Source organism: Yoonia sp. (assembly GCF_042093035.1).
GTDB lineage: Bacteria > Pseudomonadota > Alphaproteobacteria > Rhodobacterales > Rhodobacteraceae > Yoonia.
This window is the reverse complement of sequence record NZ_JBELFI010000001.1, coordinates 78,640-105,129: the sequence shown is the minus strand read 5'-3', so window position 1 is coordinate 105,129 and position 26,490 is coordinate 78,640. Positions and strand designations below refer to the sequence as shown.

Genomic DNA, 26,490 nt, shown 5'->3' with positions numbered 1-26,490 from the left:
GTCGGATCGAACAACTTTCCCACCCGCGTCTATGAGAACCCGCCGGAGCTTATTGAATGGCTCGCCTCCGAGATGCGCAAATACAAGATCAAGCCGGAAATTGAGGCCTTTGATCTGTCCCACATCCATCAAGCCGCCGCCATGAACCGCGACGGGCGTATCCCCGGTGACCTTTACATCCAATTCGTGATGGGTGTCAGAAACGCAATGCCGGTCGACCGCGAAACATTTGACTTCTACGTCAAGACAGTGAACCGGATTGCCCCCACCGCACAATGGTGCGCGGCGGGCGTGGGCGCCGGGCAAGTCATGGTCAGCGAATGGGCCATTGCCGCTGGGGGTCACACCCGCACTGGACTGGAAGACAACGTGCGTTGGGACAAACACAGGCTCGCCCCATCCAACGCAGCCCTTGTGAGCCGCACAGCAGAGATTTGCGCGCGCTATGGCAGGCCTGTGGCGACAACTGCGCAAGCACGCGAAATTCTGGGGCTGCACGCCTAGGATTATCTTCGCAATGGCAATCGGGTCCAATCAAAAGCCGCAGATGTCTGACCCGGTTGATTTTTGTCAGTCCGGTCTCTCACAGGAAATGGCACGATTGAATACCAGCCTTATCGTCGCGCTGGCCCGTGCACGAGCGCCACGGTTTCTGTCGTTTTCAGGCGCATTTGCCCGGGCACTGCCGCTGATGCGGGCGGTGGGGTTTTATCTTCCTGTCATCACTGCCCGCATCCCTTATCAACCATTTGTCGGAGCGCGGCGCTGGTCTTTCGTAGCAGAACAGACCGCAATTGACTTTGGTCAATCACGCTTTCGCGCTTTGTGATCTGGTCGTGTTGTACCTGACGATCATAACGGAGGTTTCAACCATGGGCGCATCCCTGAAGGCCCAGATTATTTTCATCATTGATGAAACCGATGACAGCGTCGAACTTGCGAATTTTCGCAGTGTTTCGATCTTGATTTCTGCTCTCGATTGCCGGCGGGGCTTTGGTCACGCTGATCTGGTGCGTGTCTGAAATGCGCGGCAATTCGCAGATACCCCGAAGCGGCAGTTGGTGGGTGCTGCAGGGCACCGGATGGTTGCTCCTGGCCTACCTGACATACGCGCAGCTTATCCCCGCTTTCAACTATGAACGCGGTGTGCAGATGGGCACACAGGAGTCCGCCGGACAAATCACGGAGGTCGGCGTCGCCTTTTTCAAGGGGTTCGCCTTTGGGGATCTGGTAACCTATGCACCGCTTTTGTTCGCGGGACTGGTCGGACACTTTCTACGGCGGCAGTGGGGGCAAATCGCCTTTGCAGCGGCGCTCGGCATTACTGTTTACTGGCCCGTCGTTTGTCTGGCAGCGGTTGTTTCAGCCCAGGACGCAGAAGGTTGGATGCTCGGCAGTCCGATCGCGTATTGGATCGTTCTGCCCATCATCACCTTGTGGGGTGTTTGGGGGCTGCGGGCATTGCTGAAAGAAGGGCAGCTTGCAACAAAAGGAGGACAAAACGGCTTTGAGAGCTGAAACAGATGGACCGGGGCAAACCACTCCAACTGTTCAATCGCTCAAACGCATTGGGTCCGGCCTGCGTTTCCTGCGGTTTCCAATCATGCTGCTGGTTGGTTTTGTCACCCACCCCAAAAAATTCAACTCTGCCGCGGTCACTGACAACGCAGAGCGGGCGTCGCAGTGGCTGAAACCGGGGCCTTCTCTCCCTTGATCGACCGGACCTATCCGCTTTCCGAAATCAGGGACGCCCATGCCTATGTTGCCGCTGGCCACAAGCGCGGCAGCGTTGTGATATTGATGTGAGACAAGCAATCGCGATGACAGCCAACGCAACTGCAAAGAATGTGCAGATTTTCGTTTCCGGTGCAGGGCGATAGCCACTTTAACGGCAGGTACCACTGTTGCCACAAGGCGCCAACCCCGAATAGCGGCCGCCGGCCCTTGGTCGTCAGGCGTAAATGTCTATCGGCGTTCCATCGCGGACCATTGCATAGACATCTTCTATTTGCCGGTCCGTGACGGCGATACACCCAGCAGTCCAGTCCCGTTTGTTGACGGGGTCAATGCCGCGCCGTGGCCCGCCATGGATAAAGATATCCCCGCCCGGCGACTTGCCCTGGGCCCGCGCAAAGGCCCGGTCTGCTGCGTTGGGGTATGAGATCCCGATAGACAAATGGAAGAGGCTGTTCGGGTTTCGCCGGTCGATGCGATAAGCGCCTTCGGGCGTGCGTCCGTCCCCTTCAAATTGCTTATGCCCAACCGGCGCGAATCCAAGTCCGACCGGATAGGTGCGCAACACGCCTTCCGCACCATCCAGTACCAGCCGTCGTCCCGATTTGTAGAGACGAACACGTGTTACCTCTGGCCCGTTATAGGCCCGAAATTTGCCTGCACATCCCGACAGAAAGGCGGTCACACCGCCCAAAAGAACGAATCTTCTTGGAAATTTGCCCATCGTCACTGCTCAATGCCCCATTTTTTTCGAGGTCTGCTATAAGTCAGTGATAACCGAAGCCGACTGCCCGATCAATGTTCCCGTTCAAGGGGCCTTATGCCAATTCGGTCCTGCCTTAGTCGGCAGCGGGATCATGCACGTGTGATTTACAAAAAAGGCCGTCCGTCCCTAGCTGTGAGGCGCGAGACTGTCTTCGGCTGGATAAAGATACGCGGTCGCGCCTGTTTGTACCTTTGGATACATCACATTGATATGCGCCATCACCATGCGCACGCATCCAGAGCTTGCACGGCTGCCGATTGACCGTGGACTAGGCGTGCCATGAATTCGCAGATACGTATCCCGGCCATTCAGATAAAGATAGATCGCACGCGAACCAAGCGCATTTGTCGGGCCCGGCTCCACGCCATCTGCATATTTTTCATAGGTCCACGGCTCGCGTTCGATCATGGACTGGGTCGGCGTCCAATGTGGCCACTCGACCTTTCGTTGCATGACATACGTGCCGGGCTCGTAAAGATTACCCTCTCCGATTGCCACGCCGTAACGCATCGCGGTTCCACCAAATTCGATATGATAGAGGTATCTGGCAATGGCATCGACATGAATATCACCCACCTTGAGATCCTCACGCGCCTCAACCCGCTGCGGCATCAAGCGCGGGGGCAGCCCCCAGGGGTTCGTTGTCTCGAGATCGAAATCCAGCGGGGTCACTTCCGCATCCCAAGCGGCCCGTTGCGCAGGACCCGGCCAAGTGCTTGCGAAGGCGGCGTTTGCAATCGGCGTCGAAAACAGCGCTGTGCTGGTTGCAATGAAATGGCGTCTCGTAAGCATTATCAATTTGTCTCCGTGGTCACGTGCAGGCGCGGGCGCCGATGACAGCGTCCACAGTTGAGCAGGTACAGCCTACCCCTACGGGAGGTTCAAGGGAAAATCCCTGCGATCACGCATAATTGTGCGCCGGGCATGAAAGAAACGGCAGGTTTTTTGCCCTAGGCGCCGAAAAAGGCACCACGCGCAGCCACCTACCCTGCTTTTGATACCACATCGAATTGAGATCAGCCTTTTTTCGCAACTATCGCGTCAGGGTCCGCCAGACAGGCCCGAAGCCGCCCTTTGTGTCGATCCAAAAGCGCCAGCGCCGTTTCTTTCGGGATGCCGCGGGCGACCAGTACCGCCGCCTTTGTCCGGCAATCAGTGTCTTGCAGCGCGCGTTCAGCTTCAGACTGACTTGCGGCAGAGATTTGCCGCACGATATCCACCGCCCGTTTGCGCAACTTGGTGTTTTCGGGCCTGAAATTGACCATCAGCCCGTCATGCACATGCCCAAGTAGAATGCCCATCTGGGTGGACATCATATTCAGGGCGACCTTCTGGACCGTTCCGGCACCCAGCCGCGTTGACCCCGCAAGGATTTCCGGCTGGGTCGGCAGCGCAACGGCGACATCTGCCAGGTCCAAAAGAGCAGACCCCGCCACATTGGCAATGCCGATCACCCTGCCACCTCTGGCACGGGCGGTTTGTGCGAATGCAATGGCATAGGGTGTTGTGCCGCTGGCGCTGACAACAATGGCGACGTCCTCGGGCGCAAGCGATGACGCATCGCGGATCGCATCCTCCGTGTTGTCATCGGTTTCGCCGGGAATGATACCATCGACAGGAACACCCCCGGCCATGTGGATTGCGATCTGCGATGAGGCAATGCCGAATGTCCCGTGCAATTCACAGGCATCGGCAAGTGCCATCAAACCAGAGCTACCCGCCGCAGCAAAATGCAGGCGCGCACCACGCGCGACCCCGTTCGCCATCAGGCGGGCACCCTTGGCAATGGGTTCCAGCGCATCACCCGCAACCGCCACGGCCGCCGCATGGGACGCAAGCATGGCTGACAGGGCGACCTTGGGGGCAAGCGTATCGACCGGATGGGTGACTTTCTGTGGCGGTGCGGACATTATGGCCTCTCTTGAAATCTATCTTTTGTCGACCAATCCTTGCAAATCAGACTGACACGGGCAGAATTCGCAAAGGTTCTGGATTATTGGTATACGATTGGCTTCGGTCTATCCCCAGCATATCTAAAAGGTTTCCAGTGGATACATGCATTAGTCATATTCTTTTTGGTGTCGATGGCGGTGGCACCGGATGCCGCGTGGCGGCGCGCGACATTTCCGGGCAGCTGATCGGAGAGACCAAAGGCGGTCCGGCGAATTTCGCCAGCGACAAGGATCAAACCATCGCGAATGTGCGCGGCGCGATTGCGAAGCTGGCGCGGGATCATGCCATTTCGGCTGACATTCTTGAGAGAAGCGTCGGCCACGTTGGTCTGGCCGGTGTCATGTCCGATGATGATGCGAAGGTGGTTGCGGCTGCGATGCCGTTTGGACACGCTGTGGTATCTGATGATCGCATGACCTCTCTTGAGGGTGCATTGGGGGGCGGGTTTGGCATTCTTGCCGCAATTGGCACCGGATCGCTGATTGCCGCGCGGCTGGCCACGGGGGCGCGGTCCTTTGGCGGCTGGGGCCTGCAACTGGGGGATCAGGCTTCCGGGGCCTGGCTGGGTCGAGAGGCACTTCGACGCACCGTTCTTGCGCATGACGGGCTTGCGGGGCACTCGGACCTGACCAGAACGCTCTTGGCGCAATATCATGGCACACTGCCCGCGATGATCGCATTCGCCGCGCGCGCGACACCCGGTGATTTCGCGGCACATGCGCGGCTTGTGGTTGACGGGGCCCGTGCCGGCGACGCGAACGCGACAGCGTTGATGCAACGCGGCGCGGACTATCTGAATGCCTGCCTTGGCGCGGCGGATCCCGGTCCGGCCGATCCATTGTATTTGTCAGGCGGCGTCGGTCCGCATTACGCAGACTATATTGCAGACCACTTCCGCGCACGCATTCGGGCACCAAGGGGAACCGCCCTGGAGGGGGCGTTGGCGCTGGCCAGACAAGCCCATGAAGAAATCGGAAAAACGACATGACGATTATCAAAATCAGGCTTGAGGAGGAATAGCATGTCGCCCCAAACCCACATGCGCCGCGAGATACTCGAAATCCCGCAAGCGGTTGAAGCACTGCTTGGCACGGGGGCAGATGCCATAGGCAAAGCATCTGCGGCGCTGCGGGACAAAGACCCCGCCTTTATGATTTCTGCCGCGCGTGGATCATCCGACCATGCCGCACTGTATTTCAAATATGTCAGCGAACTCATGACTGGCATTCCCGTCGCGTCCGTCGGGCCGTCAATCGCTTCGATCTACGGCCGCAAACTCAAACTGACCGAGGCAGCGTGCCTTGCGATCTCCCAATCAGGCAAAAGCCCCGATATCGTGCGCATTGCAAAGATGGCCGCGGCGCAAGGTGCTTTGAGCCTTGCGCTGACCAACAATGCCGAGAGCGATCTGGCGCAGGTCAGCGAACATTCTCTTGTGCTTCACGCCGGGGTTGAAACAAGCGTGGCAGCAACGAAAACCTTCGTGAACTCCGTGGTCGCAGCGGTCTGGCTGCTTGCTGAATGGCAGCAGGACACGGATCTGCGAAAGGCGATCCATGCTTTGCCGGATGCGCTGGAGCAGGCGACAAAAGTAGACTGGGGGTTGCTCGCACAAGAGCTTGCAGGAAGCCATTCGCTGTTTTGCCTTGGGCGTGGCCCAGCGCTGGCCATTTCGCATGAGGCGGCCCTGAAATTCAAGGAAACCAGCCAGCTTCACGCCGAATCCTATTCTTCAGCGGAGGTTCTGCACGGTCCTGTGTCAATTGTTGATCGCGGATTTTCCGTGCTGGCTTTTGCCGCCCATGATGCGGCTGAAAGCTCTGTTGTGGCGGTGGCCGACGCGCTTGCGGCCAAGGGAGCAAGGGTTTTCGTCACCTCTGATCGCGCGGATGCTGCGCAAAGACTGCCCGTCGCAAGAACCGGCCATCCCCTCACTGACCCGATTTCCATCATCGTGTCTTTTTACGCGATGGTCGAACGGGTCGCCCGGGCCCGCGGGATGAACCCGGATGCCCCACGCCACCTCAGAAAGGTCACGGAAACGATATGAAAAAGCGCGCCTATCTCGGAGCCGGGATTTTCGACGGCACAGGGCTTCACGACGGCAAGGCGTTGCTGCTTGACGGGACAGCGGTTGCGGGCATTTGTGACCCCGATGACCTGCCGGTCGACTGCGAAGTGACGACACTGACGGGTGGAACGGTTCTGCCGGGGTTCGTTGACCTCCAGGTCAACGGTGGCGGTGGCGTGATGTTTAACGATGAAACGTCACTTGATGGTCTGGTTGCGATCGCCAAAGCGCATGCCGCGACGGGCACGCGCGCGCTGCTTCCGACATTGATTACGGACACCCCCGAACGGACCCGCGCCGCCGTCGATGCCGTTGAAAAGGCGATTGCCGCGCAGGTGCCGGGCATCATCGGGATCCACCTTGAGGGGCCGCACCTGTCGAATGCACGCAAAGGCGCGCATGATCCCGCATTGATCCGCAAGATGGATCAGGCGGACGAGGAATTTCTTGTGCAGGCGGCCCGGCGATTGGCAAATGTCATGGTCACCGTTGCGCCCGAAAACGTGACGCGCGCGCAGATCCGGCGATTGGCAGAAGCGGGGGTGATTGTGTCGCTCGGTCACACGGATTGCAGCATGGCCGAGGCGGTGGCTGCCTTTGATGCCGGTGCCCGCTGCGTGACGCATTTATTCAACGCCATGCGCCAGATGGGCAGCCGGGAGCCCGGGCTCGTCGGTGCGGCATTGCGCACCAAAGGCGTGTCGGCTGGCCTGATTGCAGACGGCATTCACGTTCATCCGGCCAGCATGGCCGTCGCGCTGGATGCGAAAACTGACCCCGGCGCAATTTTTCTTGTCACGGATGCAATGGCGACGGCAGGTTCGGCGATCACCGAATTTGATCTCAACGGGCGCCGGGTCTTGCGCCGCAACGGGCGGTTGACCCTTGAGGACGGAACACTGGCGGGGGCAGACTTGGCATTCGGCCGGGCTCTTTGCGTGATGGTGAAGCAGGTTGGCCTGACAAAAACGGATGCTTTCAGGATGGCCACGACAGTGCCCGCGCAGGTCTTGAACACTGCATTCGGCTATGGCCGTCTTGCCAAGAGCGCCAAGGCCAACGCCATCTGGCTGGACGATAGCTACGGGAATGTCCGCGCACTATAGCAATAAGATCGTTTCACAGGACCAAGCATCCCATCGCATCAGGTGTCTGCGGTCATGGCTGCCTGTAATGAGGTTTTCGCGCCGGTTGCGGCATGTCGTTGATTATTATCAATATTGCGATCCATTTGGCTGCTATCAAATGGCCACGCTGGTCTACAAACCAGAGCGGCATCTGCGCGATTCTCGCCTTTTTTGCCGCGTTTTTGCATTATCGGAGCCTTTGCGCATCGGTGAAACAACGAAGACGGGAGAATGGTATCTTGCAGCGGACCAACACCTTGGCGCAGACTACCGGTGCATCAACCGCGCTGCGTCTGTGCTGCGCATGGTTGCGTAAAACCGGCGCCACTTCGATGAAAGCTCTGTCAGCGGTCGTGCTTTGGACTGCGATGTTCGCGTCGGCCTATGCGCAGACAGCGCTGTCCACCAATGCCGATGGTGCGCCGGAATGGTACGGTGATCCACCCTCGCAATGTACCGCGCTCACCCCCATGATTCCGCAAAAAACCATTCTGCTGTTGCCGGCCCGCGTCAGCGCAGAAAACAACCTCGGTTTGTCGGCCTTTCAGGAGGCACTTGCGTCCTATCTGAACAGCAACGTCAGGATGATTGCCCCGGCGCATTACGATCCGGTCCTGCTTGAAGGCGCTGACGCTGTCGTCGTGATCGGAAACGGGCCGTTCGACGATGCCGCCAACGTCCGGCAGGCCTTATCCGACGCAGGCGCGCGGGACCTCCCCATCGCCTGGATCGGCACAGGAGGCGAACAATTCGCGGACGCGCTCGGGCTGCAATTTGCACCCAGCGAAGCGATCTCACTGCAAGATGACCCCAAAGAGATCACCTATAATGGCGTTTCCATGCCGACCGACTCGCTGGTCTTGGCGCGCCCGCTAACCCTTGAAATGGCGGAGCTGGGCGAGGTTTTGGCCCAGCATCCCGTCCTGAAAAGCCCCATTGTCCTGCATCGCGACCAACTCGCATACGTTGGCTTTCTTCCATACGCAAACAACCGCGGCCAACTGCCCTTTGTTGCGGCGGTAGACAGCGTTGCACGGCTTTTTGGCCCACGTGTACCAGATCGCAGGGTACTTTTGCGGCTCGAAGATATCAGCGCGACCAACTATCCACCTGAGACAACGGTCTTCACCGACGTCACAGATTTCCTTTTGGAGCGCGGGGCCTTCATGCATCTGGGGATCATTCCTCAGGATGTCGATCAGAGCAACGGTTTGCCGGATGAACCTGTCCTTGCAGACATAGGTGCTGCGCGCGACGTCGTGAGCCTTGCCCTGAACCACCCCGATGCGGTGGAAATTGTGCTGCACGGATACCGGCATTTCCGGCCAGACCCGCGAAACGCGGACTGTGCGGAAACGGGTTGCGGATGGGAATTCTTCGATGATGACGAAGAAACCCTTGGCGTTGAAGGCGCCGCTGCTTTTGCGCAAGAGCGGCTTTTGGCCGGGCGAGCGGTGATTGCACAACATCTTTCCCCTGCGATGGTCTTTGAAGCGCCGCATTACACGATGGCGCCCGCACAGATCGCGGTCGCAGAAGAAATGTTCCCGCTGATCCTGCATCAACCACTCAGCTATGGCGGCGAACGCGGCGACCTTTTTCTGCCCTGGTTCACGCAGCGCGCGGGGATGGCCTATGGGCCATCTGACGTTGGATATGTCGCCTATGATGAACCTCTAAGTGTCGATCTTATCCTCAACAAAATGGAAGAGGTCGCCGGTATCCTGCCCGATCCGGTCGTGATCGTGTTCTATCACCCGTTCATGCGTAATGCAGAGGGTCGCGAAGATGATCTTGAACGCCTTGTCGATGGGGTCGCGCGCCTGAACTATCGTTTTGCCTCTGCCTGCGGGGAACTGGCAGCCGCGCGCTAGGCATCACGCCCGATTGCAGTGGTCATTCGTCCGGGGTCAGATTGTCCTTGCGCGTGCGGGGTGTCTTGACCCAGTTTCGCGTGTTCCTGCCTGCAAGCCAGACAAATAGCCCGCTGTAATACGGGATCAGTTGCCAGAACAAATAGACAAAGGCCCAGCGCAGGATTTGCCAGCGTTCCTGACGCCTGCGTTGCCGCCAAACGCCGCGACAGGCAGCCTTTTCCAAAGTCGTCGCAAGCCGTGACAGCCGACCGGTCAGCGCCGCGTCCGGTACCGCACTGGAAGCCGCGGGACGGCTGGCCCAATCGGCCAAAGCCGCAAATTCCGCAGCCAGACTGCGGTCGGCACCCGACCGGACAGCGGCTGGCGTCGCATGCAGCAGCTCTTGAATATTGCTGTCGTCCCACTGCTCAAGCGACCGCGCCGTGAGGTAGCGATGTACAAAGCCGTCCGGCGCTGCGCCGATCTCAAGCGATATCGCAATATGCCTGAGGTATTCGGCGTCTTGGGCGCTCACGCCTGTGTCCTTCAGCCGCGCATGGATCAGGTTGGCAAGATCGCGGCCTTCATCAAGAATGTAATCAACGCTCGTCGCCCGACGGTAGCCGATCACAAAGCGCTCATGGGCCAGAAGATACGGGATTAAATACACCAGATTGCCAAATGTCAGAACCACCGACCATGCCACCAGAACAGGATTGTTCAGAAGGTCCCCGCCATAAACCAATATCCAAAGCGCGATGGTGACGATCGGGCCAGAGCCGCTGAAAACGATATCCAGAGGAAGCAAGGCGTATTTGAGCTTCTGAAGCAGCGGAAGCCTGCTGCGCAGGATCGTTGAAAGGGTCTGAAGCGTGCCAAGCGTCCAGCGGCGGCGCTGGACGATCATATCGCTTGGCTTGGCGGGGACCTGTTCGTATTCGGTGAAAGGATGCCACACTGCGTTGACGTGCCAATCGCTGAAGACACGCACGGCGACCTCAAGGTCCTCGGTGAGCTGACGCGGATCAAACGACAATAGAAACTGGCGCTTGCTCTCGTCGTAGTCGGCCATGGGGATCAGGTGGTCACCCTCTTTGAACCCTTCGATCCGGAAACACCAATTGGTCCCGGCCAGCACATGTGCCCAAGTCTCATGCGACATCATGCGCGGATAGCCGGTTGCGTGCCAGAACCCCATCCAGAGCCCGCCCAAGCGACAGAGCGGATGGACATCATCGTAATTGGCGACAGGCGCGACGGGCCCCTGAAATCCCATGATGCCGGGATCGTTCAGGATATCAGCGGCCAGATGACGGAACAGTTCTATCGGCGGGTCGGCGTCGGCATCGTAGACAGCAACCCAGCGCGACCCGATCTGCCGGGCAAGCTGAAAGAGCTGCGCATGGTTCGTGGCGGCGCCGATTGCTTCATGCAGACGAGGGCGCGTGAGCGCGAGCTTGTGTTCGGTGCGGCGTGATGCTTCTTCCAGTTTTGCCAAAGGACGCGCCTCGATGACCCGCATTTTGTCATAGAGAAAGCGGCGGTCTGCCATCACCTCAAGCCTTGCCGCATCCTGACCGGCACCTTCCACATAATTCAGGAAGAACCGTGCAGCTTCGCCCTGATTGTACTGCAAGAGCGTTTCAACCGCGTCAGTGCGCGCACCAAGCCGGCGCCGCGCAAGTGCGAGGCAGTCACTTAACCGCACGACCTGTCGCGATAACACGCAGGACCCCAGGAAACCCGGTTGGCGTGGGTCGAAAATTGCGCCGATAACAGACGCCGCCTCATCTGGCCCCGCGTCAATTGCCAAAGCAAGCGCGTCCAGCGCCTTATCGATTGCATCGATCCGGCCAAGGCGGCTCATCCGACCGATATGGAAGCTGCGTTCCTCATCTTCGTTCTCTTCATGGATGCTGCGCAGCGCAAAGTTCAAACCTCGCGACTTGCCGATGAATTGCCGGTCTGCGTCCATGGTACCGGGGAATTCACCGTCGAATGTGGCTGGCACGGACAGGACTTGGACAAAATCCACATCTGCCTCCGCGTTGATCTGCTCGGCGATCCGGCTGGCAACGGCGAATGTGGTTTCCTCGCCCGGGGCGGCGACTTCATCGGCATAGGTGACCACAATCGCTTCAAAATGTGTCTGCGGATAGTTCTGAGCCGCCAGCCGCCGCAGGGTTCCGTCAATGACCAGAGCCTCGCGGTAGGCAGGGATTACGACCCTGAAACACGGCAGATCCTGCCCTTTCGCGGCGGCGGCCTGGGCAAGTGCGGTCAGCGGAACGTTTGAGATGCGGCCATATTTCTTGGGAAAGACGATGAAGCGCCGGATCAGCACCGCAATCCGCAAACACACAAAAGAGAACCAGCCAACGGCCAGATAAAAGAAGATCTCCACCCCGGTCATGGTTTGGGTCGCCTCCGGCGCAAGTCAATGCGACCAATGCTTAACAAAACTGTTCCACTTTGGTGAGTGCCGGTTGCTGCCCGTCAAGGTAGCGGGCGATACCAAGTGCGATGCGTTCCGCCGCCCGACCATCACCATAGGGGTTCTGGCCCCCCTGCATGGCTTGATGTTCACGCGGATCATCAAGGATCCGGCTGGCCGCGGCAAAGACTGCGGCGCGACTGGTTCCGGCAAGAAGGGCAAGACCCGCCTTGATCGCCTCGGGCCGCTCGGTGGTGTTGCGCAGGATCAGCGTCGGCACACCGTAGCTTGGGGCCTCCTCCGAGATGCCGCCGGAATCTGACAGGATCAGATGCGCCCGCCGCATCACGGCGTGAAACTGCGCGAAGGCCATCGGTTCGGTCAGGTGCACGCGCGGCTCACCTTCCAGCACGCCCAGCACTGTCGAACGGACCTTGGGGTTCACATGCATCGGCAGGATGACCTCTAGATCGTCGTAGCGGCGCACGATATCGCGGATTGCAAGACAAATATCCTGCATCGGCGCACCCCAGGATTCGCGGCGATGCACCGTCACCATCATCAGTCGTCGATCGGCAGCCATTGGCGGCAGCGGCGGGTCATCGGGTGATGCGCGCGCTTGCAGTTCATCCACCATGCCGAGTGCATCAATCGACGTATTGCCGGTGCAGTAGATTGTATCGGCAGGATAGCCTTCCGATTGCAAGTTTTGCACCGCCAGAACACTTGGCGCAAAGTGAAGGACCGTCATGGCGTCGGTCATGCGACGGTAGGATTCTTCCGGGAAGGGATCATGGATACTGTCTGAGCGCAGGCCCGCCTCGACATGCGCAACGGGAATCCCTTCGTGAAACCCGGCAAAAGCACCCGAAAACGTGCTGGCCGTGTCACCCTGCACAACAATCAAACGGGGCTTTTCGGTGCGCATCAGCTGCGTCAGGCCCTCGATGAGATGTGCATCGAAATCAACAATGTGCTTGTCCTCCGGGCGGCGCGGTTGACGATGATGCGGCGTGATCCCGAAAAGCGCCAGTGTCTCGCTTTCAAGCTGCATGTGCTGGCCGGTTGATATCCAGTGCACAGCCTCGTTGCCGAATTGATGCTGCAAACTGCGCAGGACGGGCGCAAGTTTTATCACTTCTGGACGGGTGCCGGAGATAATCCATATCGGGCGATCCTGCTGACTTTGCGCCATGCTGCTCCCTTTCCTCTTGCAGCAACCTTACACCCGGAAAAATCAATTCCAAGCTTGGAATTCCGTCTGGTCCGACGTAGCGTGAATGACGTATTGTTATGCTCGTTGAATGCGGTTGCACCCCGGGAGAAGCATTCCAAATGGAATTGACCAAAGGCGAGACAGCACTGTTTGAACGCGAGGCAGACGATTATGCAGCGCTGCTGGCCAAGGTGGGAAAAGCAGACACAAAGCACCAGACACGCGGGATCGAACTGACTTCAATCGGCCAATGGGGCGGCGCGTCCAGCGTCGTTCGGGGCGCACCCTGCGGTGGCTTCCTGCTGCGCATAGGCGACCGGACCTTGATTGTGGATCCGGGTGAAAACGCTGTGAAATTCCTTGTGGGGCAAGGCTTTGATCCCTATGAGATCACGGATGTCCTTGCCTCGCATTCCCATAACGATCATGTGGGCGAACTCAGCCTTGCCGTGTCTGCCGCTATCAATCTCGGGCTTAGCGCGCATTGCGATGGCAAGATCGTCGTGGTTCCTGCGCTTGCGGATTACACCCATGCCAGTGCAACGCGGTTTGGCTTTACGCTGCCGGCCTATGCGTGGAAGGCAGAGGTTGTACCGCTGCTGTGGCACGATACGACTGTGACATTGCACGACGGACGCAAGGTTCAATCTGTCCCCCGCACCACAATTGGCGACGCGATTGGAGTGAAAGCAACAGAGGCGCGGCATGGGGGCGTCATGTCGACCGGCTTTTTGATTGAAACGCCGCTTGGAAAGATCGGCTACAGTGGTGACACCGAATATTTCCCGGAGTTGGCCGAATGGCACAAGGGTGCCGATATCTTGTGGTTGAACATGAACACGCTTGCGATTGACGCGCAGGCGATGGGACAGATCGGGAATGGATGCCCGCAAGCGCCAACACACACACATCTGGGATATGTCGGCGCCTGCCAATTGATTGCGCGGGTCCGCCCGAAAACGGCGATCGTCACGCATTTCGGTGCACAATTGGGCCCACAGCATGAAGCCATCGAAGCGGCCCTGCAGGCGCGGTTCTCGCCGCAGGGTATCACGGTGGCCTGCCCGCGAACCGGTGACAGCTTCATCTTTGAGCAGAGCCTGACAGATGCACCCAAGCGCGAAGCATTCCGGCCATGAAAGACACAGGCACGACACCAGTTATCGTGCTGGCAGGGGGACTTGGGACACGGTTGCGCGCAATCACACAGGATCGCTGTCCAAAACCGATGGTGCCGGTGATGCTGGACGGGCAACCCTACCCGTTTCTTGAGTTCGTTCTGGCCGCACACAAGGCCCGCGGTTTTGATGACGTCGTGATCTGCATCGGACATCTGGGCCAGCAGATCGTCGATCACTTCGCAGACGGCAGCCGGTTCGGGATCAAGATCCGCTATGCCGAGGCCGAGACAGCCGATACGGGCCTGCGGGTTCTACAGGCGCAGGCCGTCGCGAAAGCGCCGGTCCATCTGGTTGTCTGCGGCGACGTCTATCTGCCCATTGATGCCCGCGCGTTTCTGCGGTCATTCGCAACACACCCCGACTGGATGGTTGCGCTCGCATCGGTCCGCAGCGGGTCCGCTGGTGCTGTGCCAAATGTTTGCGCCGATGAGAGCGGCACAGTTCTGGCCCATGGCGACGTGCGCGCAATGGCGTGTGAAGCTGTTGGCATCGAAGGTGGAACGTTGGCCGTGCGCGAAAAGGCGTTGGGCGAGTTCGCGACAGGCAAGGATTTTTCGTTAACGGCGGACCTTTTTCCGCAATTGCTGCGCGCGCGCCAACTTGGAACCGTCTTTGTCGAAACGGATTTCTTCGACATCGGCACACCGGAAGGCTATTATCGGTTTTGCAGCTTCGCGGCCGCCGGTGGCGCGCGACCGCTGTCTTTGACAATGGATTGAGATCTCATGCGCAGCACCCGAAAACCTTGGCACGCCCTATCTTTGGCCCTGATTGCAGCCGTGATTTTCATCACGCTGGCAGCACAGACCCAGGCGCAGGAAGCGCAATCGGCAGCGGAGACAAAGCCAAATGTTCTGCTCATCGCGTCCGAACCGCGGCAGGTCTCTGCGGGTTGGCTTGCCGATTACTTAAGCGAGGCTTTCAACGTGGAGGTGACCACCATCGGGCCGGCGGATTACACCCCCCTGATCGACGCCGCCGTCTTTGATGGTTTTGTCTATCTGGGCAACCAGTATTTCAAGCCGCCCAGCGCTGGCTTTCTTGCCGATATCGCCGCAACTGACAAACCTGTGCTGTGGGTCAACTACCATGCATGGCTTTTGTCGCAGGCGTTTCAGGAAGCGCGCGGTTTGGCTTTCTCCGATGTCCACAGCACCGACTTTTCCAAGATAAACTACTTCGGTATGCGCCCGCTGAGTGCGACTGACACGTCTGCGGTGACGGCAGAGTTCCCCGCTTTGCCGCTCTATTGGGTCTATAGCGATGATCTTGGCAGCTCATTGCCGGGCGCAACGGTGTCGGGAAGCTTCGTCTATGTGAGCTATCTGCCTGCGCTTTTGCCGGATCGGCCTGACATGACACCGTTTGAAGCCGCAGCCGATGCCGCGCTTTCACAGGTGGCCGCGCAGGCCGACCCGGCCCCGACCGCCGCCGACCGCCAAAGGGACGCGCGCGCTGATACCTACCGCACCTCTGTCCATTTGCCCTTTATCGTGAACCCCGATCAGGTCTCTGCGCCGCCTCAGTACAGCAGTGAGGCGATGCACGACAATCTGCTGCGCATCCGCGATATCGGCGCCGAAACGGTGATCGTTCATCAGACCTTCTTTCAAAACGGCACGCAGGGGTCTGAGCCGCTGGCAGACCCCGACGCCACGGCAAGTTTCACGGCGCTGGAGAACATCGTTGAGGACGCGCATAAGCTTGGCCTCAGCGTTCGGCTCTCGGTTATTGTCAACCTCTCAGAGGAAGGTCGCAAACCAAACGATTGGCGTGGTTTCATTCAACCAAGTGACCCGGACAGATGGTGGACCAATTATCGCCGGATCATTCTTGAAGCGGCAACCTTCGCCCGCGCAAACGACATTGAGGCGCTGACCATCGGGGCAGAACTAAGCAGCCTTGAGGCCGAGGAAGAAAGATGGCGCGCGTTGATCGATGCGGTCCGCAAAGAGGCGGGTTACGAAAACCTGATCGGATATCAGATCAACTTCGACAAGGTGACGCAATTCACTTGGGGCGATGCCATCGATTACCTCGCGGTCGCGGCCTACTGGCCCTTGGCCGCGCATCGCGACGAACCGCTTGAAACGCTGATGGCGTCATGGGACCGCATCAAGACCAAGCTCGACGTCTGGTTGGCCCAAAACCCCGATGTCACGCTCGAATTTGGTGAGGTCGGTTATACCAGCCAACCCTATGCCGCGGTCTTTCCGTTTTCCTGGAAACCCGACCGAGGTCGGCGACTGAGCCTTGAAGAGCAGGAAAACAGCTATCTTTCGCTCGAATACATGCTGCGCAACTCCCCCCAGATCGCGGGTGTCGGCATCTTCGCATCCACGCAGGACGACCTTAGCGAGGCGAATATCGGGTATAGTCCTTTTGGAAAACCTGCTGAAGATGTCGTGCGCCGCCTTATGTCACTGCGTTAGGCACAGCGCGCAGGCGACCCACAGTTTCTGCAATCAAGGCGAGATACGGGCCGTTGACACAAAGACGGGATTGGCGATGCCTTCACGATAGGCTCTGGTGACGGCTTGCGAGGAATCAAGCCGCATTCGCGACCACGTGCCATCGTCATTGCGCCAGTCACTGTTCCACCAGGAAACGGCCTTGACGCGCGGATAGCGCCCGCTTGCAATGTCACCCAGCGCGTTGCGGATCCACTGCGGTTTGCCATCATGCGCGACCACTCCAAACTCAAGCAGCGCAATCGGCTTTGAGGGAGAAATCGCAGCGACGGACCTGTAAGCGCCGTCCATGACCTCACGGAATTGCGGGTTCCAAGTCCGCATCGTTGTCGGATCCTGCGCGCCATAAACCGAAAGGCCCAGCCAGTCGATGTAGTCATCACCCGGATAATAGGCCGCGTAGCGGTTCCAGGCGGCATCCGATCCACCCGAGGAATTCAGGTGCAGGACCCAAGTGACGTTGTTCGCCCCTTGTTCGCGGAAGATATCAATGATGCGGCGATACGCATCGCGGAACCGTTCCGGGCCATCCGCCTCAGTCGGGGAGCCGTAGCCGGTGGTAGTGGCGCCGCCGTTGCAGGCCCCGCTCCAGGGAAACCAATCGCCGTTCACCTCAGTCCCGAACTCCATGATAAGCGGGCCATCCACGCGCGCGGCTGCCCGTGCATAGCGCCGCAACTGGGTATCGAAGTTTCCCTGATTGATCTTGTCGAGACTATAGCGCTTGTCCGAGCAGGCATTCCAGGTGCTGCGCGGCATCACACGGATAAACGGGACCACGCCGCGACGCTGGATAGTGTTCACATCAGCCGTCGGAAAGGTGATCCCGTCGAACCAATTGTCCGAGAAATACGCCCAGGCCAAGTTCTTGCCGCTGATCCCGTTGGCAAAATCATCAATAATACGCGTGGTGACGGTGTCTTCGGCAGGGCCAAATCCGGGAAACGCCGCGTGGTAGATACTACCCTGCTCCGGCGGAGCCACCTTGTAGGAGCGCCCACTGACCTGTTCAGCGCCCACGGCGCCAGATGCTCTGGTCACGTCAATGCTGTCCTGATTTGTCTGGCCCATGGTGCAGCCTGTGATGGAAAGGACGACCGAAAGTGCAACGCCCCTGAATATATTTCGCTTTGTCATTTACCTTGCCACTCTTGTTTTGGGGACGAGAAGTGGCGGTACTAATCGCATCTTTCGTCATTTCAGTTGGCACCACAAAAAAAACTGGGGCGCGCCCAGTAATTTTGCATGGCAGCCCGTCTCCGGGGCCGTGCCGAATAGGGTGACAGCTAGGGGCCACATTTACACATTACAAGATGTAAACGTTTTCCCTCTGGGCAAACGACTGTCTTATCATGCCCCGGAACGTCCCTGCGCACCCCGTCACATGCAACGCTCCGCTGCAATCAAGCACAAGAATATGGCGCTCGCAAGGCAGCCCTTGCAGTTGTTGCGCAATGCCGTCTTATCCCTTGATACGGCCGCCGTCCGCATCGAAACGAAACGCAACGCCGGGATCAAAACCCAAGGTTACCTCCGATGCCTGAACAATGTTGTGCTGGCCAAAGAGCCGGACAGTCAGCGGAATATCCTCTTCGATATCGACAATAAGGTTTGTATCACCACCCAATTTCTCAACATGGATCACCTTGCCTGAAAGCGGCCCGCTGTCATCCAGCAAAAGATGCTCTGGGCGGATTCCCACGACCTCGCCCGAGGGGCCGTCAAGGCGCGCGGCGGGCAGGAAGTTCATTGTTGGCGCACCAAGAAAGCCCGCGACGAATTGGTTGACAGGGTTGTTGTAAAGCTCCATCGGGCTTCCGACCTGTTCGACCCGGCCATCGCGCAACACGACAATCTTGTCGGCCAGCGTCATCGCCTCGGTCTGGTCATGGGTGACGTAAATCATCGTCGCATTCAGCGCTTTATGCAGGTTCGCAATCTCAATCCGGGTGTTGATGCGCAAAGCGGCGTCAAGGTTTGAAAGCGGCTCATCAAGCAGGAAGAGCTTTGGCTGGCGCACAATGGCGCGCCCAATGGCAACACGCTGGCGTTGGCCGCCCGACAGCTCCGACGGACGCCGATCTAGATAGGGTTCGAGGTTCAGCATCCGGGCTGCCTCTGCCACGCGCGCCGCGATGACATCGCGCGTCTGACGCTCCTGCTTGAGCGCAAGCGCCATGTTGCCGCGCACGGTCAGATGCGGGTAAAGCGCGTAGGTCTGGAACACCATCGCGATGCCACGCTTGGCGGGTGGCGTCGTGTTTACCATCTGGCCGTCGATATAGACATCGCCCGAGGTCGCATCCTCAAGTCCGGCGATCACTCTGAGGACGGTCGATTTCCCGCATCCCGAAGGGCCGACAAAAACGACAAATTCGCCTTGCTCGACGTCAAGCGTGATGTCGTGGAGCACCGCAACCTTTCCGAAGGACTTATAGACATTCCGGAGCGACAGCGCAGTGGTCATTCATATCTCCTGAAGGGCGACAACATTGCCCGTGCGAATGCTTTCATCAGCAGCAAGGCAGATGCGCAGTGATTGAACGGCGTCGGTCATGTGCCGCGAAAGGTCGATGTCTTCAGCAATGGCCCGCAAGACATAGGCTTGCTCGGCATCGCATAATTCCTGATGGCCGGGTTCGTCGGGCAGGTCAATCTGGCGGTCGCCTTCGGGGCGATGGACAAGAATGCCGCCCACCTTGGTATGCCCGCCGATATCGGCCGACGCGCCCTTGTTGCCGTCCGTGATCGACACTGCCCCCAGCGGCGTGACGATATCTTTGACGAAAAAGGCCGTCTCGGACATCATCGGCCCCCAACCGGCCTCATACCAGCCGACAGAGCCGTCGTCGAAGACCACCTGAAACTGGCCGTAATTATACATATCCAGAGGGATCTCATCGCTCAGGCGAAGGCCCATGCCGTGTACACGAACGGGCTTGGCGTCGGTGATCTGGCACATCACATCGACATAATGCACCCCGCAATCGACAATCGGCGGCGTCGTCTGCATCAACGATTTATGCGTCTCCCACTCCGCGCCCGACGACTGCTGGTTGAGGTTCAGGCGAAACACATAAGGCCCTCCAAGCGCGCGGGCCTCTGCAATCAGGCGAATCCATGACGGGTGGTGGCGCAGGATATAGCCCACAACCAGCTTGCGACCGGTTTGCTGCGCCTTTGCCACGACACGGTCGGCATCGGCAACGGTGGTGGCAAGCGGCTTTTCAACAAACACATGCGCGCCTTGGTCCATCGCGGCACAGGCAAAATCGGCGTGGCTATCGGAATAGGTGGCAACAACAACAAGGTCGGGCCGGGTGGCCATCCCTTCCTCAAAACTGTTGTAGAGCGGATAGCCCTGCAATGCCTCTGGCAGCGTCACTGGTGACCGGTTCACAAGGCCGACAATCTGTGCGTCCGGGTGGTGGTGATGGGCCAGCGCGTGGCTTGACCCCATATTGCCCAGCCCAACAATCAAAACACGCGTCATTTGACAGCCCCCGATGTTATGCCGCGGATCAGTTGCCGCGAAAAGATGATGTAAAGGATCAGCACCGGCAAAATAGCCATGGACAGGGCTGACAGAACCGCGTTCCAGTCCGTCACGAATTGCCCGATAAAGACCTGAGAACCCAGCGTGAGCGTCTTGGTTTCCTCTGCCGGAGCAAGGATGAGCGGGAACCACAGATCATTCCAGATCGGGATCATGTTGAACACCGCGACCGTCGCCATGGCGGGCCGTACCAGCGGCAGAACCAGACGAAAGAAGATCGTATATTCCGACAACCCGTCAATCCGCCCCGCATTCTTGAGATCGTCAGAAACCTGACGCATGAACTCTGACAAAATGAAAACCGCAAGCGGCAGGCCCTGCGCCGTATAGACCAAAATCAGCGCCCAAAGCGTGTTTACAAGACCCGTGGCCACCATCATTTCCAAAATCGCCACCGTGCCGATCCGGATCGGGATCATAATGCCAAGCGCAAGGTAGAGGCCCATCAGCGTATTGCCGCGAAACCGATATTCCGACAGCGCGTAGGCGGCCATGGCCCCAAAGAGCAGGGTAAAGAACAGCGCGGCCAGCGTGACGATCATCGAGTTCTGGAAGTAGAGAAAAAAATCACCTTGCCGCATGACCGTCTGGTAGCCGATCAGGCTGAAACTGTCGGCATCTGGCAGTGCAAGAGGTTCGCGAAAGATCGCCCGGCGCGACTTGAAACTGTTAATCAGGATCACGAAGACCGGGAACAGCGCGATCAGCGTGTAGACTATCAGGACTGCATGAACAGCGAAAAGGTTAAGCGGGTTTTGGCGGGCCTTGTTCATGCGCGACCCTAAAGCTGGTAGCGGCGCATCCGGGAATGGATGGCAAAAAGGTAAAGACAAACGCCGATCAGGATGACGGCAAACATGGCGCTCGCGATAGCCGAGCCCATGTGCGGGTCACCAAGCTGCAGCTGGAAGCCAAAGAAGGTGCGGTACATGAAAGTACCTAGAATATCGGTCGAGAAATCCGGCCCCGCCAGCGCCCCTTGCGTGGTATAGATCAAGTCGAATGCATTGAAATTCCCCACGAATGTCAGAATTGAGATGATCCCGATTGCAGGCAGGATCAGCGGTAGTTTTATCCTCCAGAAGGCGGCGGATCCGGTGATCCCGTCAATCTCGCCTGCTTCGAGGATTTGCTCGGGGATCGACAAAAGCGCCGCATAAATCAGCATCATCGGGATGCCGACGAATTGCCAGACCGAAATAAGGGCCAGCGTGGTCAGCGCGGTTTGTTCCTGCCCAAGCCAAGGTGCGAAAAGCCATTTCAGCCCAACCGCATCGAGCATACCCGGCGCGATACCCCAGATCGGCGACAGGATCAGCCGCCAGGCGAAGCCGACAATCACGAAACTGAGGATCGTCGGAATGAAAATCGCCGAACGATAAAGAGCGGCAAAGCGCAACCGGGGGTGCGACAGGATCGCCGCCAGCAGAATGCCGATCGGGTTTTGCACGAGCATGTGAATGATGAAAAACCAGAAGTTGTTGCCAAGCGCGTTCCAAAACGCGTCAGACCATAGCGGGTCAAGAAACAGCGTCCTGAAGTTGGCAAGCCCCACAAAGATGCGTTCCTGATCCACCTTTGTATACAACGCAAGACGCAGCGTGTTGAACAATGGGACGATCATAACCGCCGTATAGACAAGAACTGCGGGCGCAAGGAAAACCGCGATATGCCAGCGTTTGCGGGGGGTATTCATGGCGTCTCCGGTCTTGAACCCGGGCGGTAACGGTACCGCCCGGGAAGTACGTAGCGACCTCAAAAGGCTATTGTTGCGGCGCGTACCAAGACGCCAGGCCGTCCTGCAAGCTCTGGCCCAGTTCCTCTGGCGTCGCGGTGCCCTTGATCGCAGCAACCGAAGCACCCCAGGTTTCGTTCTCCAGGTTCGGGGTCCCGCGTGACAGGATCTGATAGGTCGAACGGATCGTGGACTCGCACTGTGCGCGCCAGCTTACGAATTCCTGTGCCAGCGGATCCTGCATCGGGACGTCGAAGTTCGAGAGCGAGAAAAAGCCGGGAAGCGCGTTGGCATAGATGTTGGCAAATTCCTCTGAGCCGACCCAATTCAGGAAGGTGCGCGCGGCATCGGCATTCGGACTGTTGGCGTTCAGGCCGATGGCAATGTCGGTGTGATCCGAGATATAGCAAGTGTCACCAGCGTTGCGAACCGGCGGCTTGAATGCACCCATCTCGAAATCGGCCAGTGCATTGAACCCGCTGATTTCCCATGATCCCGCAGGATAGATGGCGGCACGGCCAAGGGTGAACACGTTCTGGCTGTCCGGATAAGTTTGCGCCTCATAGCCATCGCCGAGGTAGTTCTTCCAACGGGCGAGTGTTGCATAGGGTGCGACCCAAGCGTCGTCGGTCAGCTTCTGTTCGCCTGCAATCAATGCAAGCCGGCCTTCCTCACCATTCCAGTAGTTCGGGCCGATGTTGTTGTAACCCATCGTGGCGGCTTCCCACTGGTCATTCGTGCCCATCGCCATCGGGACGTAGCTCCCGTCCTCCTTGATCGCATCGAGCACGGCGAAGAATTCGCTTTCCGTCTCAGGTACTTCGAGGCCAAGCTCGGCGAAAGCATCCTTATTGTAGATGAAGCCGTGAATAACACTTGCCATTGGCACGCAGAAAGTGGCCGACCCGTCATCAGTCTGCCAGGCCGACTTGGCCACATCCGAGAAATTCGACATCGCGTCAAGATCACTGAGGTCACTCAGCCGACCCGCATCATAAAGCGCAAGCGAGGCATCAAACGGACGGCAGGTAATCAAATCACCAGCAGATCCGGCGTCCAGTTTGGAATTCAGGACGGCGTTGTATTCGGCCGGGGCCGACGGGGTGAACTGAACCTTGATGCCAGGGTTGGCGGCCTCGAAGGCCGGGATGATCTCTGACTGCCAAAGCGTCAGGTCATCGTTGCGCCAGCTTTCGATCGTCAACGTGACATCTTGCGCCCATGCGCCGCCAGTGGCGATGGTGCTGGCCACAAGGGCCGTGATTATGAGCCTGTTTTTCATGGTGATTCTCCCGTCTGTTAACGCCTAAGCTCTCTGCCTCGACGCAATGGACGCGCCAGCAGTGGTAACTAGATCAATGGAACCCAAATGGCCTTGCTGCACAAATGGGTTGCCGGGGTATTCCTCATCAATCGAGGAAGGTCGCTGATAAGCATCCGCCACTTGATCCCGACGCTTCACCTTACCAAGTGCGCGCCGGATTACAATCGGGACTTGAAAGGAAATGTCGCGCCGCGCGATCCGGCAAATTGACTGACTGAACGTCCTCAAACGCAGTCAATTTTCGCAGCTCTGACGTCATGGTGAGGCGAACTAACTGCCCTGCAAAACAACACTTGTCAGATTTGAAGGGAGCGCGGGCTAAAGACATCGGCCCCAGCTTGATCGTCGCCGGGCTGCACGACAGCATCAATGGCTATCTCGATAATTGATCTTTTGCAAAGACTTCCCGCAGCAACCTTAGCCATGCCTCACGCGGCGGGGCACACCTTGGCATTGGAGCGCCGCTACAATGCCAGATCAGCCATCAATTCCTCTTTGGAATAACCCGCCTTCTGAGCGGATTTCTTCACCTTCCCCTGCTCGACAACGGTAAAATTGTCAGCAATCCGATAGGCGAAATCGGCGTTCTGCTCGACCAGCACAATCGCCATTTGCCCCTGATCGCGCAACGTTTCCAACGCATCGCCGATCTGCTGAATGACGTTTGGCTGAATGCCCTCCGTCGGCTCATCCAGCAAAAGCACCGAAGGTTTGGTAATAAGCGCACGGGCAATGGCGAGCTGTTGTTGTTGACCGCCAGAAAGATCCCCGCCACGTCGCGTTTGCATCTCTTGCAGGACTGGAAACAGCGTAAAGACAAAATCGGGGACCTGGTGATCGGCCTTTGGCAGGCAGGCAAACCCTGTTTCAAGGTTCTCGCGGACGCTCATCATCGGGAACACCTCACGGCCCTGCGGGACGTAAGCGATGCCCGCGCGCGCCGAATGATAGGCAGAGGACAGATGCACCTTTTGACCTGCTACCGATACGTCACCACTAGCAACCGGATGCCGCCCGGACACGGCTTTCAACAGGCTCGTTTTGCCGACCCCATTGTTGCCCATAACGGCCGTGATTTTACCGACATCCGCCGTCAGGGACACGTCGTAGAGGATCTGGCTTTGCCCGTATTTGAGATTGATCCCGCTGACATCAAGCATGGGCGCGCCCCAGATACACGTCAATCACAGTCTGATTGGATGTCACGTGATCGAGCGAGCCTTCCGCCAGTACCGCACCTTCGTGCAGGACCGTGACCTTGCAATTCAGGCGGCGCACGAATTCCATGTCGTGTTCAACAACAACAACCGCGCGGGTCTTTGCGGCTTCGCGCAAAATATCCGTCGTCTTCTCACGTTCCTCCGGTGTCATGCCAGCTGCGGGTTCATCGACCAGCATCAAGCGCGGCTCCTGCGCCAGCAACATGCCAATCTCAAGCCATTGCTTTTGGCCGTGGCTCAGTTCGCCCGCAACACGTGTCAGACTGTCCGACAGCCCGATTTGCGCCGCGACAACTTCAATCCGTTCGGCGTTCGGTTTGGTTTTCTTATGCATCAACACTGCAAAAGGCCCGCGCGGGGTCTTGAGCGCCATTGCCAGATTTTGGCGCACGGTTTGGGCCTCAAACACGGTCGGTTTCTGGAATTTGCGCCCAATGCCTTCGCGCGCGATCTGGCTTTCTGACATGCCGAGGAGCGAGACATTCTGTTCACCCCAAATCACCGTGCCTTCATCGGGTTTTGTTTTGCCTGTGACGATATCCATGAATGTGGTTTTGCCGGCACCATTGGGGCCAATAATCGCCCGCAATTCGGTCGGGGCAAAGTTGACCGACAGGTTGTTGATCGCCCGAAACCCGTCAAAGGAGACGCTGACGCCAGAGACCTCAAGCAACATGCTCATGACGGCTTCCTCACTAGATAGTCAAACAGCCCGCCAATCCCTTTGGGAAAGAACAACGTGACCGCCACAAAAGACAGACCAAGCAGCACAAGCCACCAATCTGTCCATTGGATGACATAGAAACCAAAGTTGATGTCAGGGGCGCCGCCGCCAGTGAACCAGCTCGACAGCAGGGACACGAACGCCGCGCCAATGACGGCCCCGTAAAGGCGCCCGCGCCCACCAATCGCGACCCAGACCGCAAGATAGATCGATGCAATTGGCGCGATTTCACCGGGGTTGATGATGCCCGCCTGCGGATAGTAAAGCGCGCCGGCAATGCCAGCGACAACGGCAGTCGTGGTAAAGACGAAAAGCTTGTAGCTTTCCACATGGTAGCCAAGAAAGCGCACGCGCGCCTCATTGTCACGGATCCCCTTGATGACGCTGCCCATCTTGCCGGACACGATCCAGGCAAAAAAGACATAGCCCGCCGCCAAAGCGAGTGCAGAGGCGATGAAGAACACGATGGATATCACGGCTTGCGACGTATCCTCATAGCCGGGAATGTTTTGCAGACCGGACAAGCCATTGTTGCCACGCAATCCGCTGTCGTTCTGGAACAGATAAAGCGCCAGCGCGAGGGTCATCGCCTGGGTCAGGATGGATAGGTAAACACCCGTCACACGGCTGCGGAACGCCAGCCAGCCAAAGACCAACGCAAGCAAACCCGGCACCAGAACAACCATCATCAATTGCAACACAAGATTGTCTGCAAAGACCCAAATCATCGGAAACTCAGAGCTGCCAACGACCCCGAATATCTGGTTGCCAATCGTGTCTGATATTTCTGCCGGGGTGGGCGGTATCGGTTGTCCGGCAAGGCTGTCTATCACAATCGCCTCTGTGCGGGCGTACATCAACCACATGCCTATCGCGTATCCTCCGATACCGAAGAAGGCGAAATGGCCCAACGACAATATCCCGCAATAGCCCCACACGACATCCATCGCAATCGCGACGAGGCAAAGTGCCAGCGTCTTGCCCAATGTCTTGACGAATGATGTTGAAATCAGTCCGACGCCTGTCACATCGGACAACAGGGTCACGACGATGGTAAAGACAGCAAGGATCGCGATAAACCACAGGACCGATGGGTTTTCTGCAAGAAAGCTTTTTCGCATG

Annotated in this window: 28 protein-coding genes; 13 read left to right on the top strand and 15 right to left on the bottom strand. The window is 58.2% G+C overall.

Going from position 1 to position 26,490, the window contains the following annotated elements; all coding sequences use genetic code 11:
* From ACFDSS_RS00515 to ACFDSS_RS00490, 6 genes are all read left to right on the top strand, one after another.
* Window positions 1–504 (top strand): 3-keto-5-aminohexanoate cleavage protein (locus ACFDSS_RS00515; protein WP_375253788.1); only part of this gene is annotated, 504 nt, incomplete at its 5' end.
* Window positions 505–547: 43 nt separating this feature from the next.
* Window positions 548–829, top strand: coding sequence for a hypothetical protein (locus tag ACFDSS_RS00510; protein ID WP_375253787.1), 282 nt, complete (start codon window positions 548–550; stop codon window positions 827–829).
* A 43-nt stretch (window positions 830–872) separates the two neighbouring features.
* Window positions 873–1,022, top strand: coding sequence for a hypothetical protein (locus tag ACFDSS_RS00505; protein WP_375253786.1), 150 nt, complete (start codon window positions 873–875; stop codon window positions 1,020–1,022).
* Window positions 1,015–1,518: a hypothetical protein gene (locus ACFDSS_RS00500; RefSeq protein ID WP_375253785.1), complete on the top strand. Its 504-nt coding sequence runs from the start codon at window positions 1,015–1,017 to the stop codon at window positions 1,516–1,518. The genes ACFDSS_RS00505 and ACFDSS_RS00500 overlap by 8 nt, the downstream gene beginning before the upstream one ends.
* A complete protein-coding gene (locus ACFDSS_RS00495) occupies window positions 1,508–1,714 on the top strand; it encodes a hypothetical protein (protein WP_375253791.1) in 207 nt (68 codons plus the stop codon). The genes ACFDSS_RS00500 and ACFDSS_RS00495 overlap by 11 nt, the downstream gene beginning before the upstream one ends.
* Window positions 1,684–1,806, top strand: a complete 123-nt coding sequence (locus ACFDSS_RS00490; RefSeq protein WP_375253784.1) for a zinc-binding dehydrogenase — start codon at window positions 1,684–1,686, stop codon at window positions 1,804–1,806. Before ACFDSS_RS00495 ends, ACFDSS_RS00490 begins: the two co-directional genes overlap by 31 nt.
* Before the next feature lie 145 nt (window positions 1,807–1,951).
* Here the strand turns inward: ACFDSS_RS00490 and ACFDSS_RS00485 are convergent, their stop codons facing one another.
* The 3 genes from ACFDSS_RS00485 to ACFDSS_RS00475 all read right to left on the bottom strand — a co-directional run bounded on the left by ACFDSS_RS00485 (window position 1,952) and on the right by ACFDSS_RS00475 (window position 4,410).
* Window positions 1,952–2,458: a murein L,D-transpeptidase family protein gene (locus ACFDSS_RS00485; RefSeq protein ID WP_375253783.1), complete on the bottom strand. Its 507-nt coding sequence runs from the start codon at window positions 2,456–2,458 to the stop codon at window positions 1,952–1,954.
* A 168-nt stretch (window positions 2,459–2,626) separates the two neighbouring features.
* Window positions 2,627–3,292, bottom strand: a complete 666-nt coding sequence (locus tag ACFDSS_RS00480; protein ID WP_375253782.1) for a L,D-transpeptidase — start codon at window positions 3,290–3,292, stop codon at window positions 2,627–2,629.
* A gap of 224 nt (window positions 3,293–3,516) precedes the next feature.
* On the bottom strand, window positions 3,517–4,410 hold the full coding sequence (locus ACFDSS_RS00475; RefSeq protein ID WP_375253781.1) for an N-acetylmuramic acid 6-phosphate etherase: 894 nt from the start codon (window positions 4,408–4,410) through the stop codon (window positions 3,517–3,519).
* Window positions 4,411–4,547: 137 nt separating this feature from the next.
* On the opposite strand from ACFDSS_RS00475, the gene ACFDSS_RS00470 reads away from it, so the two are divergent.
* From ACFDSS_RS00470 to nagA, 3 genes are read left to right on the top strand one after another with little or no spacing between them, the layout of a single operon-like run.
* Complete coding sequence (locus ACFDSS_RS00470) at window positions 4,548–5,441, top strand: BadF/BadG/BcrA/BcrD ATPase family protein (RefSeq protein WP_375253780.1); 894 nt, start codon at window positions 4,548–4,550, stop codon at window positions 5,439–5,441.
* Window positions 5,442–5,474: 33 nt separating this feature from the next.
* Window positions 5,475–6,503 (top strand): SIS domain-containing protein, encoded by a 1,029-nt coding sequence (locus ACFDSS_RS00465; RefSeq protein WP_375253779.1) that lies wholly within the window; start codon window positions 5,475–5,477, stop codon window positions 6,501–6,503.
* Complete coding sequence (gene nagA / locus ACFDSS_RS00460; RefSeq protein ID WP_375253778.1) at window positions 6,500–7,630, top strand: N-acetylglucosamine-6-phosphate deacetylase; 1,131 nt, start codon at window positions 6,500–6,502, stop codon at window positions 7,628–7,630. The genes ACFDSS_RS00465 and nagA overlap by 4 nt, the downstream gene beginning before the upstream one ends.
* 38 nt (window positions 7,631–7,668) lie before the next feature.
* Here nagA and ACFDSS_RS00455 read toward each other — a convergent pair whose 3' ends face one another.
* A complete protein-coding gene (locus ACFDSS_RS00455) occupies window positions 7,669–7,839 on the bottom strand; it encodes a hypothetical protein (protein ID WP_375253777.1) in 171 nt (56 codons plus the stop codon).
* Between the two features lie 69 nt (window positions 7,840–7,908).
* Here ACFDSS_RS00455 and ACFDSS_RS00450 point away from each other — a divergent pair, with 69 nt between their 5' ends.
* A complete protein-coding gene (locus ACFDSS_RS00450; protein WP_375253776.1) occupies window positions 7,909–9,525 on the top strand; it encodes a DUF2334 domain-containing protein in 1,617 nt (538 codons plus the stop codon).
* A 22-nt stretch (window positions 9,526–9,547) separates the two neighbouring features.
* Here ACFDSS_RS00450 and ACFDSS_RS00445 read toward each other — a convergent pair whose 3' ends face one another.
* Both ACFDSS_RS00445 and wecB read right to left on the bottom strand, forming a co-directional pair.
* Entirely contained in the window at window positions 9,548–11,920 is a 2,373-nt protein-coding gene (locus ACFDSS_RS00445) for a glycosyltransferase family 2 protein (RefSeq protein WP_375253775.1), read from the bottom strand.
* 40 nt (window positions 11,921–11,960) lie between these two features.
* A complete protein-coding gene (wecB, locus tag ACFDSS_RS00440) occupies window positions 11,961–13,136 on the bottom strand; it encodes a non-hydrolyzing UDP-N-acetylglucosamine 2-epimerase (protein WP_375253774.1) in 1,176 nt (391 codons plus the stop codon).
* Window positions 13,137–13,276: 140 nt separating this feature from the next.
* On the opposite strand from wecB, the gene ACFDSS_RS00435 reads away from it, so the two are divergent.
* Genes ACFDSS_RS00435 through ACFDSS_RS00425 form a run of 3 tightly spaced genes read left to right on the top strand, consistent with a single transcriptional unit; the run spans window position 13,277 to window position 16,770 of the window.
* Complete coding sequence (locus tag ACFDSS_RS00435; RefSeq protein WP_375253773.1) at window positions 13,277–14,296, top strand: MBL fold metallo-hydrolase; 1,020 nt, start codon at window positions 13,277–13,279, stop codon at window positions 14,294–14,296.
* Window positions 14,293–15,057: a sugar phosphate nucleotidyltransferase gene (locus ACFDSS_RS00430; protein ID WP_375253772.1), complete on the top strand. Its 765-nt coding sequence runs from the start codon at window positions 14,293–14,295 to the stop codon at window positions 15,055–15,057. The genes ACFDSS_RS00435 and ACFDSS_RS00430 overlap by 4 nt, the downstream gene beginning before the upstream one ends.
* 6 nt (window positions 15,058–15,063) lie before the next feature.
* Window positions 15,064–16,770, top strand: a complete 1,707-nt coding sequence (locus ACFDSS_RS00425; RefSeq protein ID WP_375253771.1) for a hypothetical protein — start codon at window positions 15,064–15,066, stop codon at window positions 16,768–16,770.
* 33 nt (window positions 16,771–16,803) lie between these two features.
* Here ACFDSS_RS00425 and ACFDSS_RS00420 read toward each other — a convergent pair whose 3' ends face one another.
* The 9 genes from ACFDSS_RS00420 to urtC all read right to left on the bottom strand — a co-directional run bounded on the left by ACFDSS_RS00420 (window position 16,804) and on the right by urtC (window position 26,489).
* Window positions 16,804–17,880 carry a glycoside hydrolase family 26 protein gene (locus ACFDSS_RS00420; RefSeq protein ID WP_375253770.1) on the bottom strand — a complete coding sequence of 359 codons (1,077 nt, stop codon included), beginning with the start codon at window positions 17,878–17,880 and terminating at the stop codon, window positions 16,804–16,806.
* 391 nt (window positions 17,881–18,271) lie between these two features.
* Entirely contained in the window at window positions 18,272–19,276 is a 1,005-nt protein-coding gene (locus ACFDSS_RS00415) for an ABC transporter ATP-binding protein (protein WP_375253769.1), read from the bottom strand.
* Entirely contained in the window at window positions 19,277–20,302 is a 1,026-nt protein-coding gene (locus tag ACFDSS_RS00410; protein ID WP_375253768.1) for a Gfo/Idh/MocA family protein, read from the bottom strand.
* On the bottom strand, window positions 20,299–21,138 hold the full coding sequence (locus ACFDSS_RS00405; RefSeq protein WP_375253767.1) for a carbohydrate ABC transporter permease: 840 nt from the start codon (window positions 21,136–21,138) through the stop codon (window positions 20,299–20,301). The genes ACFDSS_RS00410 and ACFDSS_RS00405 overlap by 4 nt, the downstream gene beginning before the upstream one ends.
* Before the next feature lie 8 nt (window positions 21,139–21,146).
* Window positions 21,147–22,061, bottom strand: a complete 915-nt coding sequence (locus ACFDSS_RS00400) for a carbohydrate ABC transporter permease (RefSeq protein ID WP_375253766.1) — start codon at window positions 22,059–22,061, stop codon at window positions 21,147–21,149.
* Window positions 22,062–22,128: 67 nt separating this feature from the next.
* A complete protein-coding gene (locus ACFDSS_RS00395) occupies window positions 22,129–23,382 on the bottom strand; it encodes an ABC transporter substrate-binding protein (RefSeq protein WP_375253765.1) in 1,254 nt (417 codons plus the stop codon).
* A gap of 506 nt (window positions 23,383–23,888) precedes the next feature.
* On the bottom strand, window positions 23,889–24,584 hold the full coding sequence (gene urtE / locus ACFDSS_RS00390) for an urea ABC transporter ATP-binding subunit UrtE (protein WP_375253764.1): 696 nt from the start codon (window positions 24,582–24,584) through the stop codon (window positions 23,889–23,891).
* Window positions 24,577–25,326 carry an urea ABC transporter ATP-binding protein UrtD gene (urtD, locus tag ACFDSS_RS00385; RefSeq protein WP_375253763.1) on the bottom strand — a complete coding sequence of 250 codons (750 nt, stop codon included), beginning with the start codon at window positions 25,324–25,326 and terminating at the stop codon, window positions 24,577–24,579. Before urtD ends, urtE begins: the two co-directional genes overlap by 8 nt.
* Window positions 25,323–26,489, bottom strand: a complete 1,167-nt coding sequence (urtC, locus tag ACFDSS_RS00380; protein WP_375253762.1) for an urea ABC transporter permease subunit UrtC — start codon at window positions 26,487–26,489, stop codon at window positions 25,323–25,325. Before urtC ends, urtD begins: the two co-directional genes overlap by 4 nt.
* Between the last annotated feature and the right edge of the window lies 1 nt (window position 26,490).

Bases quoted from the DNA above. Each gene is read 5' to 3' on its own strand.
- ACFDSS_RS00510 (WP_375253787.1), top strand. From the start codon at position 548: ATGTCTGACCCGGTTGATTTTTGTCAGTCCGGTCTCTCACAGGAAATG.
- ACFDSS_RS00505 (WP_375253786.1), top strand. From the start codon at position 873: ATGGGCGCATCCCTGAAGGCCCAGATTATTTTCATCATTGATGAAACC.
- ACFDSS_RS00485 (WP_375253783.1), bottom strand. From the start codon at position 2,458: ATGGGCAAATTTCCAAGAAGATTCGTTCTTTTGGGCGGTGTGACCGCC.
- ACFDSS_RS00480 (WP_375253782.1), bottom strand. From the start codon at position 3,292: ATGCTTACGAGACGCCATTTCATTGCAACCAGCACAGCGCTGTTTTCG.
- ACFDSS_RS00475 (WP_375253781.1), bottom strand. From the start codon at position 4,410: ATGTCCGCACCGCCACAGAAAGTCACCCATCCGGTCGATACGCTTGCC.
- ACFDSS_RS00465 (WP_375253779.1), top strand. From the start codon at position 5,475: ATGTCGCCCCAAACCCACATGCGCCGCGAGATACTCGAAATCCCGCAA.
- nagA (WP_375253778.1), top strand. From the start codon at position 6,500: ATGAAAAAGCGCGCCTATCTCGGAGCCGGGATTTTCGACGGCACAGGG.
- ACFDSS_RS00455 (WP_375253777.1), bottom strand. From the start codon at position 7,839: ATGCAAAAACGCGGCAAAAAAGGCGAGAATCGCGCAGATGCCGCTCTG.
- ACFDSS_RS00445 (WP_375253775.1), bottom strand. From the start codon at position 11,920: ATGACCGGGGTGGAGATCTTCTTTTATCTGGCCGTTGGCTGGTTCTCT.
- wecB (WP_375253774.1), bottom strand. From the start codon at position 13,136: ATGGCGCAAAGTCAGCAGGATCGCCCGATATGGATTATCTCCGGCACC.
- ACFDSS_RS00435 (WP_375253773.1), top strand. From the start codon at position 13,277: ATGGAATTGACCAAAGGCGAGACAGCACTGTTTGAACGCGAGGCAGAC.
- ACFDSS_RS00430 (WP_375253772.1), top strand. From the start codon at position 14,293: ATGAAAGACACAGGCACGACACCAGTTATCGTGCTGGCAGGGGGACTT.
- ACFDSS_RS00425 (WP_375253771.1), top strand. From the start codon at position 15,064: ATGCGCAGCACCCGAAAACCTTGGCACGCCCTATCTTTGGCCCTGATT.
- ACFDSS_RS00420 (WP_375253770.1), bottom strand. From the start codon at position 17,880: ATGGGCCAGACAAATCAGGACAGCATTGACGTGACCAGAGCATCTGGC.
- ACFDSS_RS00415 (WP_375253769.1), bottom strand. From the start codon at position 19,276: ATGACCACTGCGCTGTCGCTCCGGAATGTCTATAAGTCCTTCGGAAAG.
- ACFDSS_RS00410 (WP_375253768.1), bottom strand. From the start codon at position 20,302: ATGACGCGTGTTTTGATTGTTGGGCTGGGCAATATGGGGTCAAGCCAC.
- ACFDSS_RS00405 (WP_375253767.1), bottom strand. From the start codon at position 21,138: ATGAACAAGGCCCGCCAAAACCCGCTTAACCTTTTCGCTGTTCATGCA.
- ACFDSS_RS00400 (WP_375253766.1), bottom strand. From the start codon at position 22,061: ATGAATACCCCCCGCAAACGCTGGCATATCGCGGTTTTCCTTGCGCCC.
- ACFDSS_RS00395 (WP_375253765.1), bottom strand. From the start codon at position 23,382: ATGAAAAACAGGCTCATAATCACGGCCCTTGTGGCCAGCACCATCGCC.
- urtE (WP_375253764.1), bottom strand. From the start codon at position 24,584: ATGCTTGATGTCAGCGGGATCAATCTCAAATACGGGCAAAGCCAGATC.
- urtD (WP_375253763.1), bottom strand. From the start codon at position 25,326: ATGAGCATGTTGCTTGAGGTCTCTGGCGTCAGCGTCTCCTTTGACGGG.
- urtC (WP_375253762.1), bottom strand. From the start codon at position 26,489: ATGCGAAAAAGCTTTCTTGCAGAAAACCCATCGGTCCTGTGGTTTATC.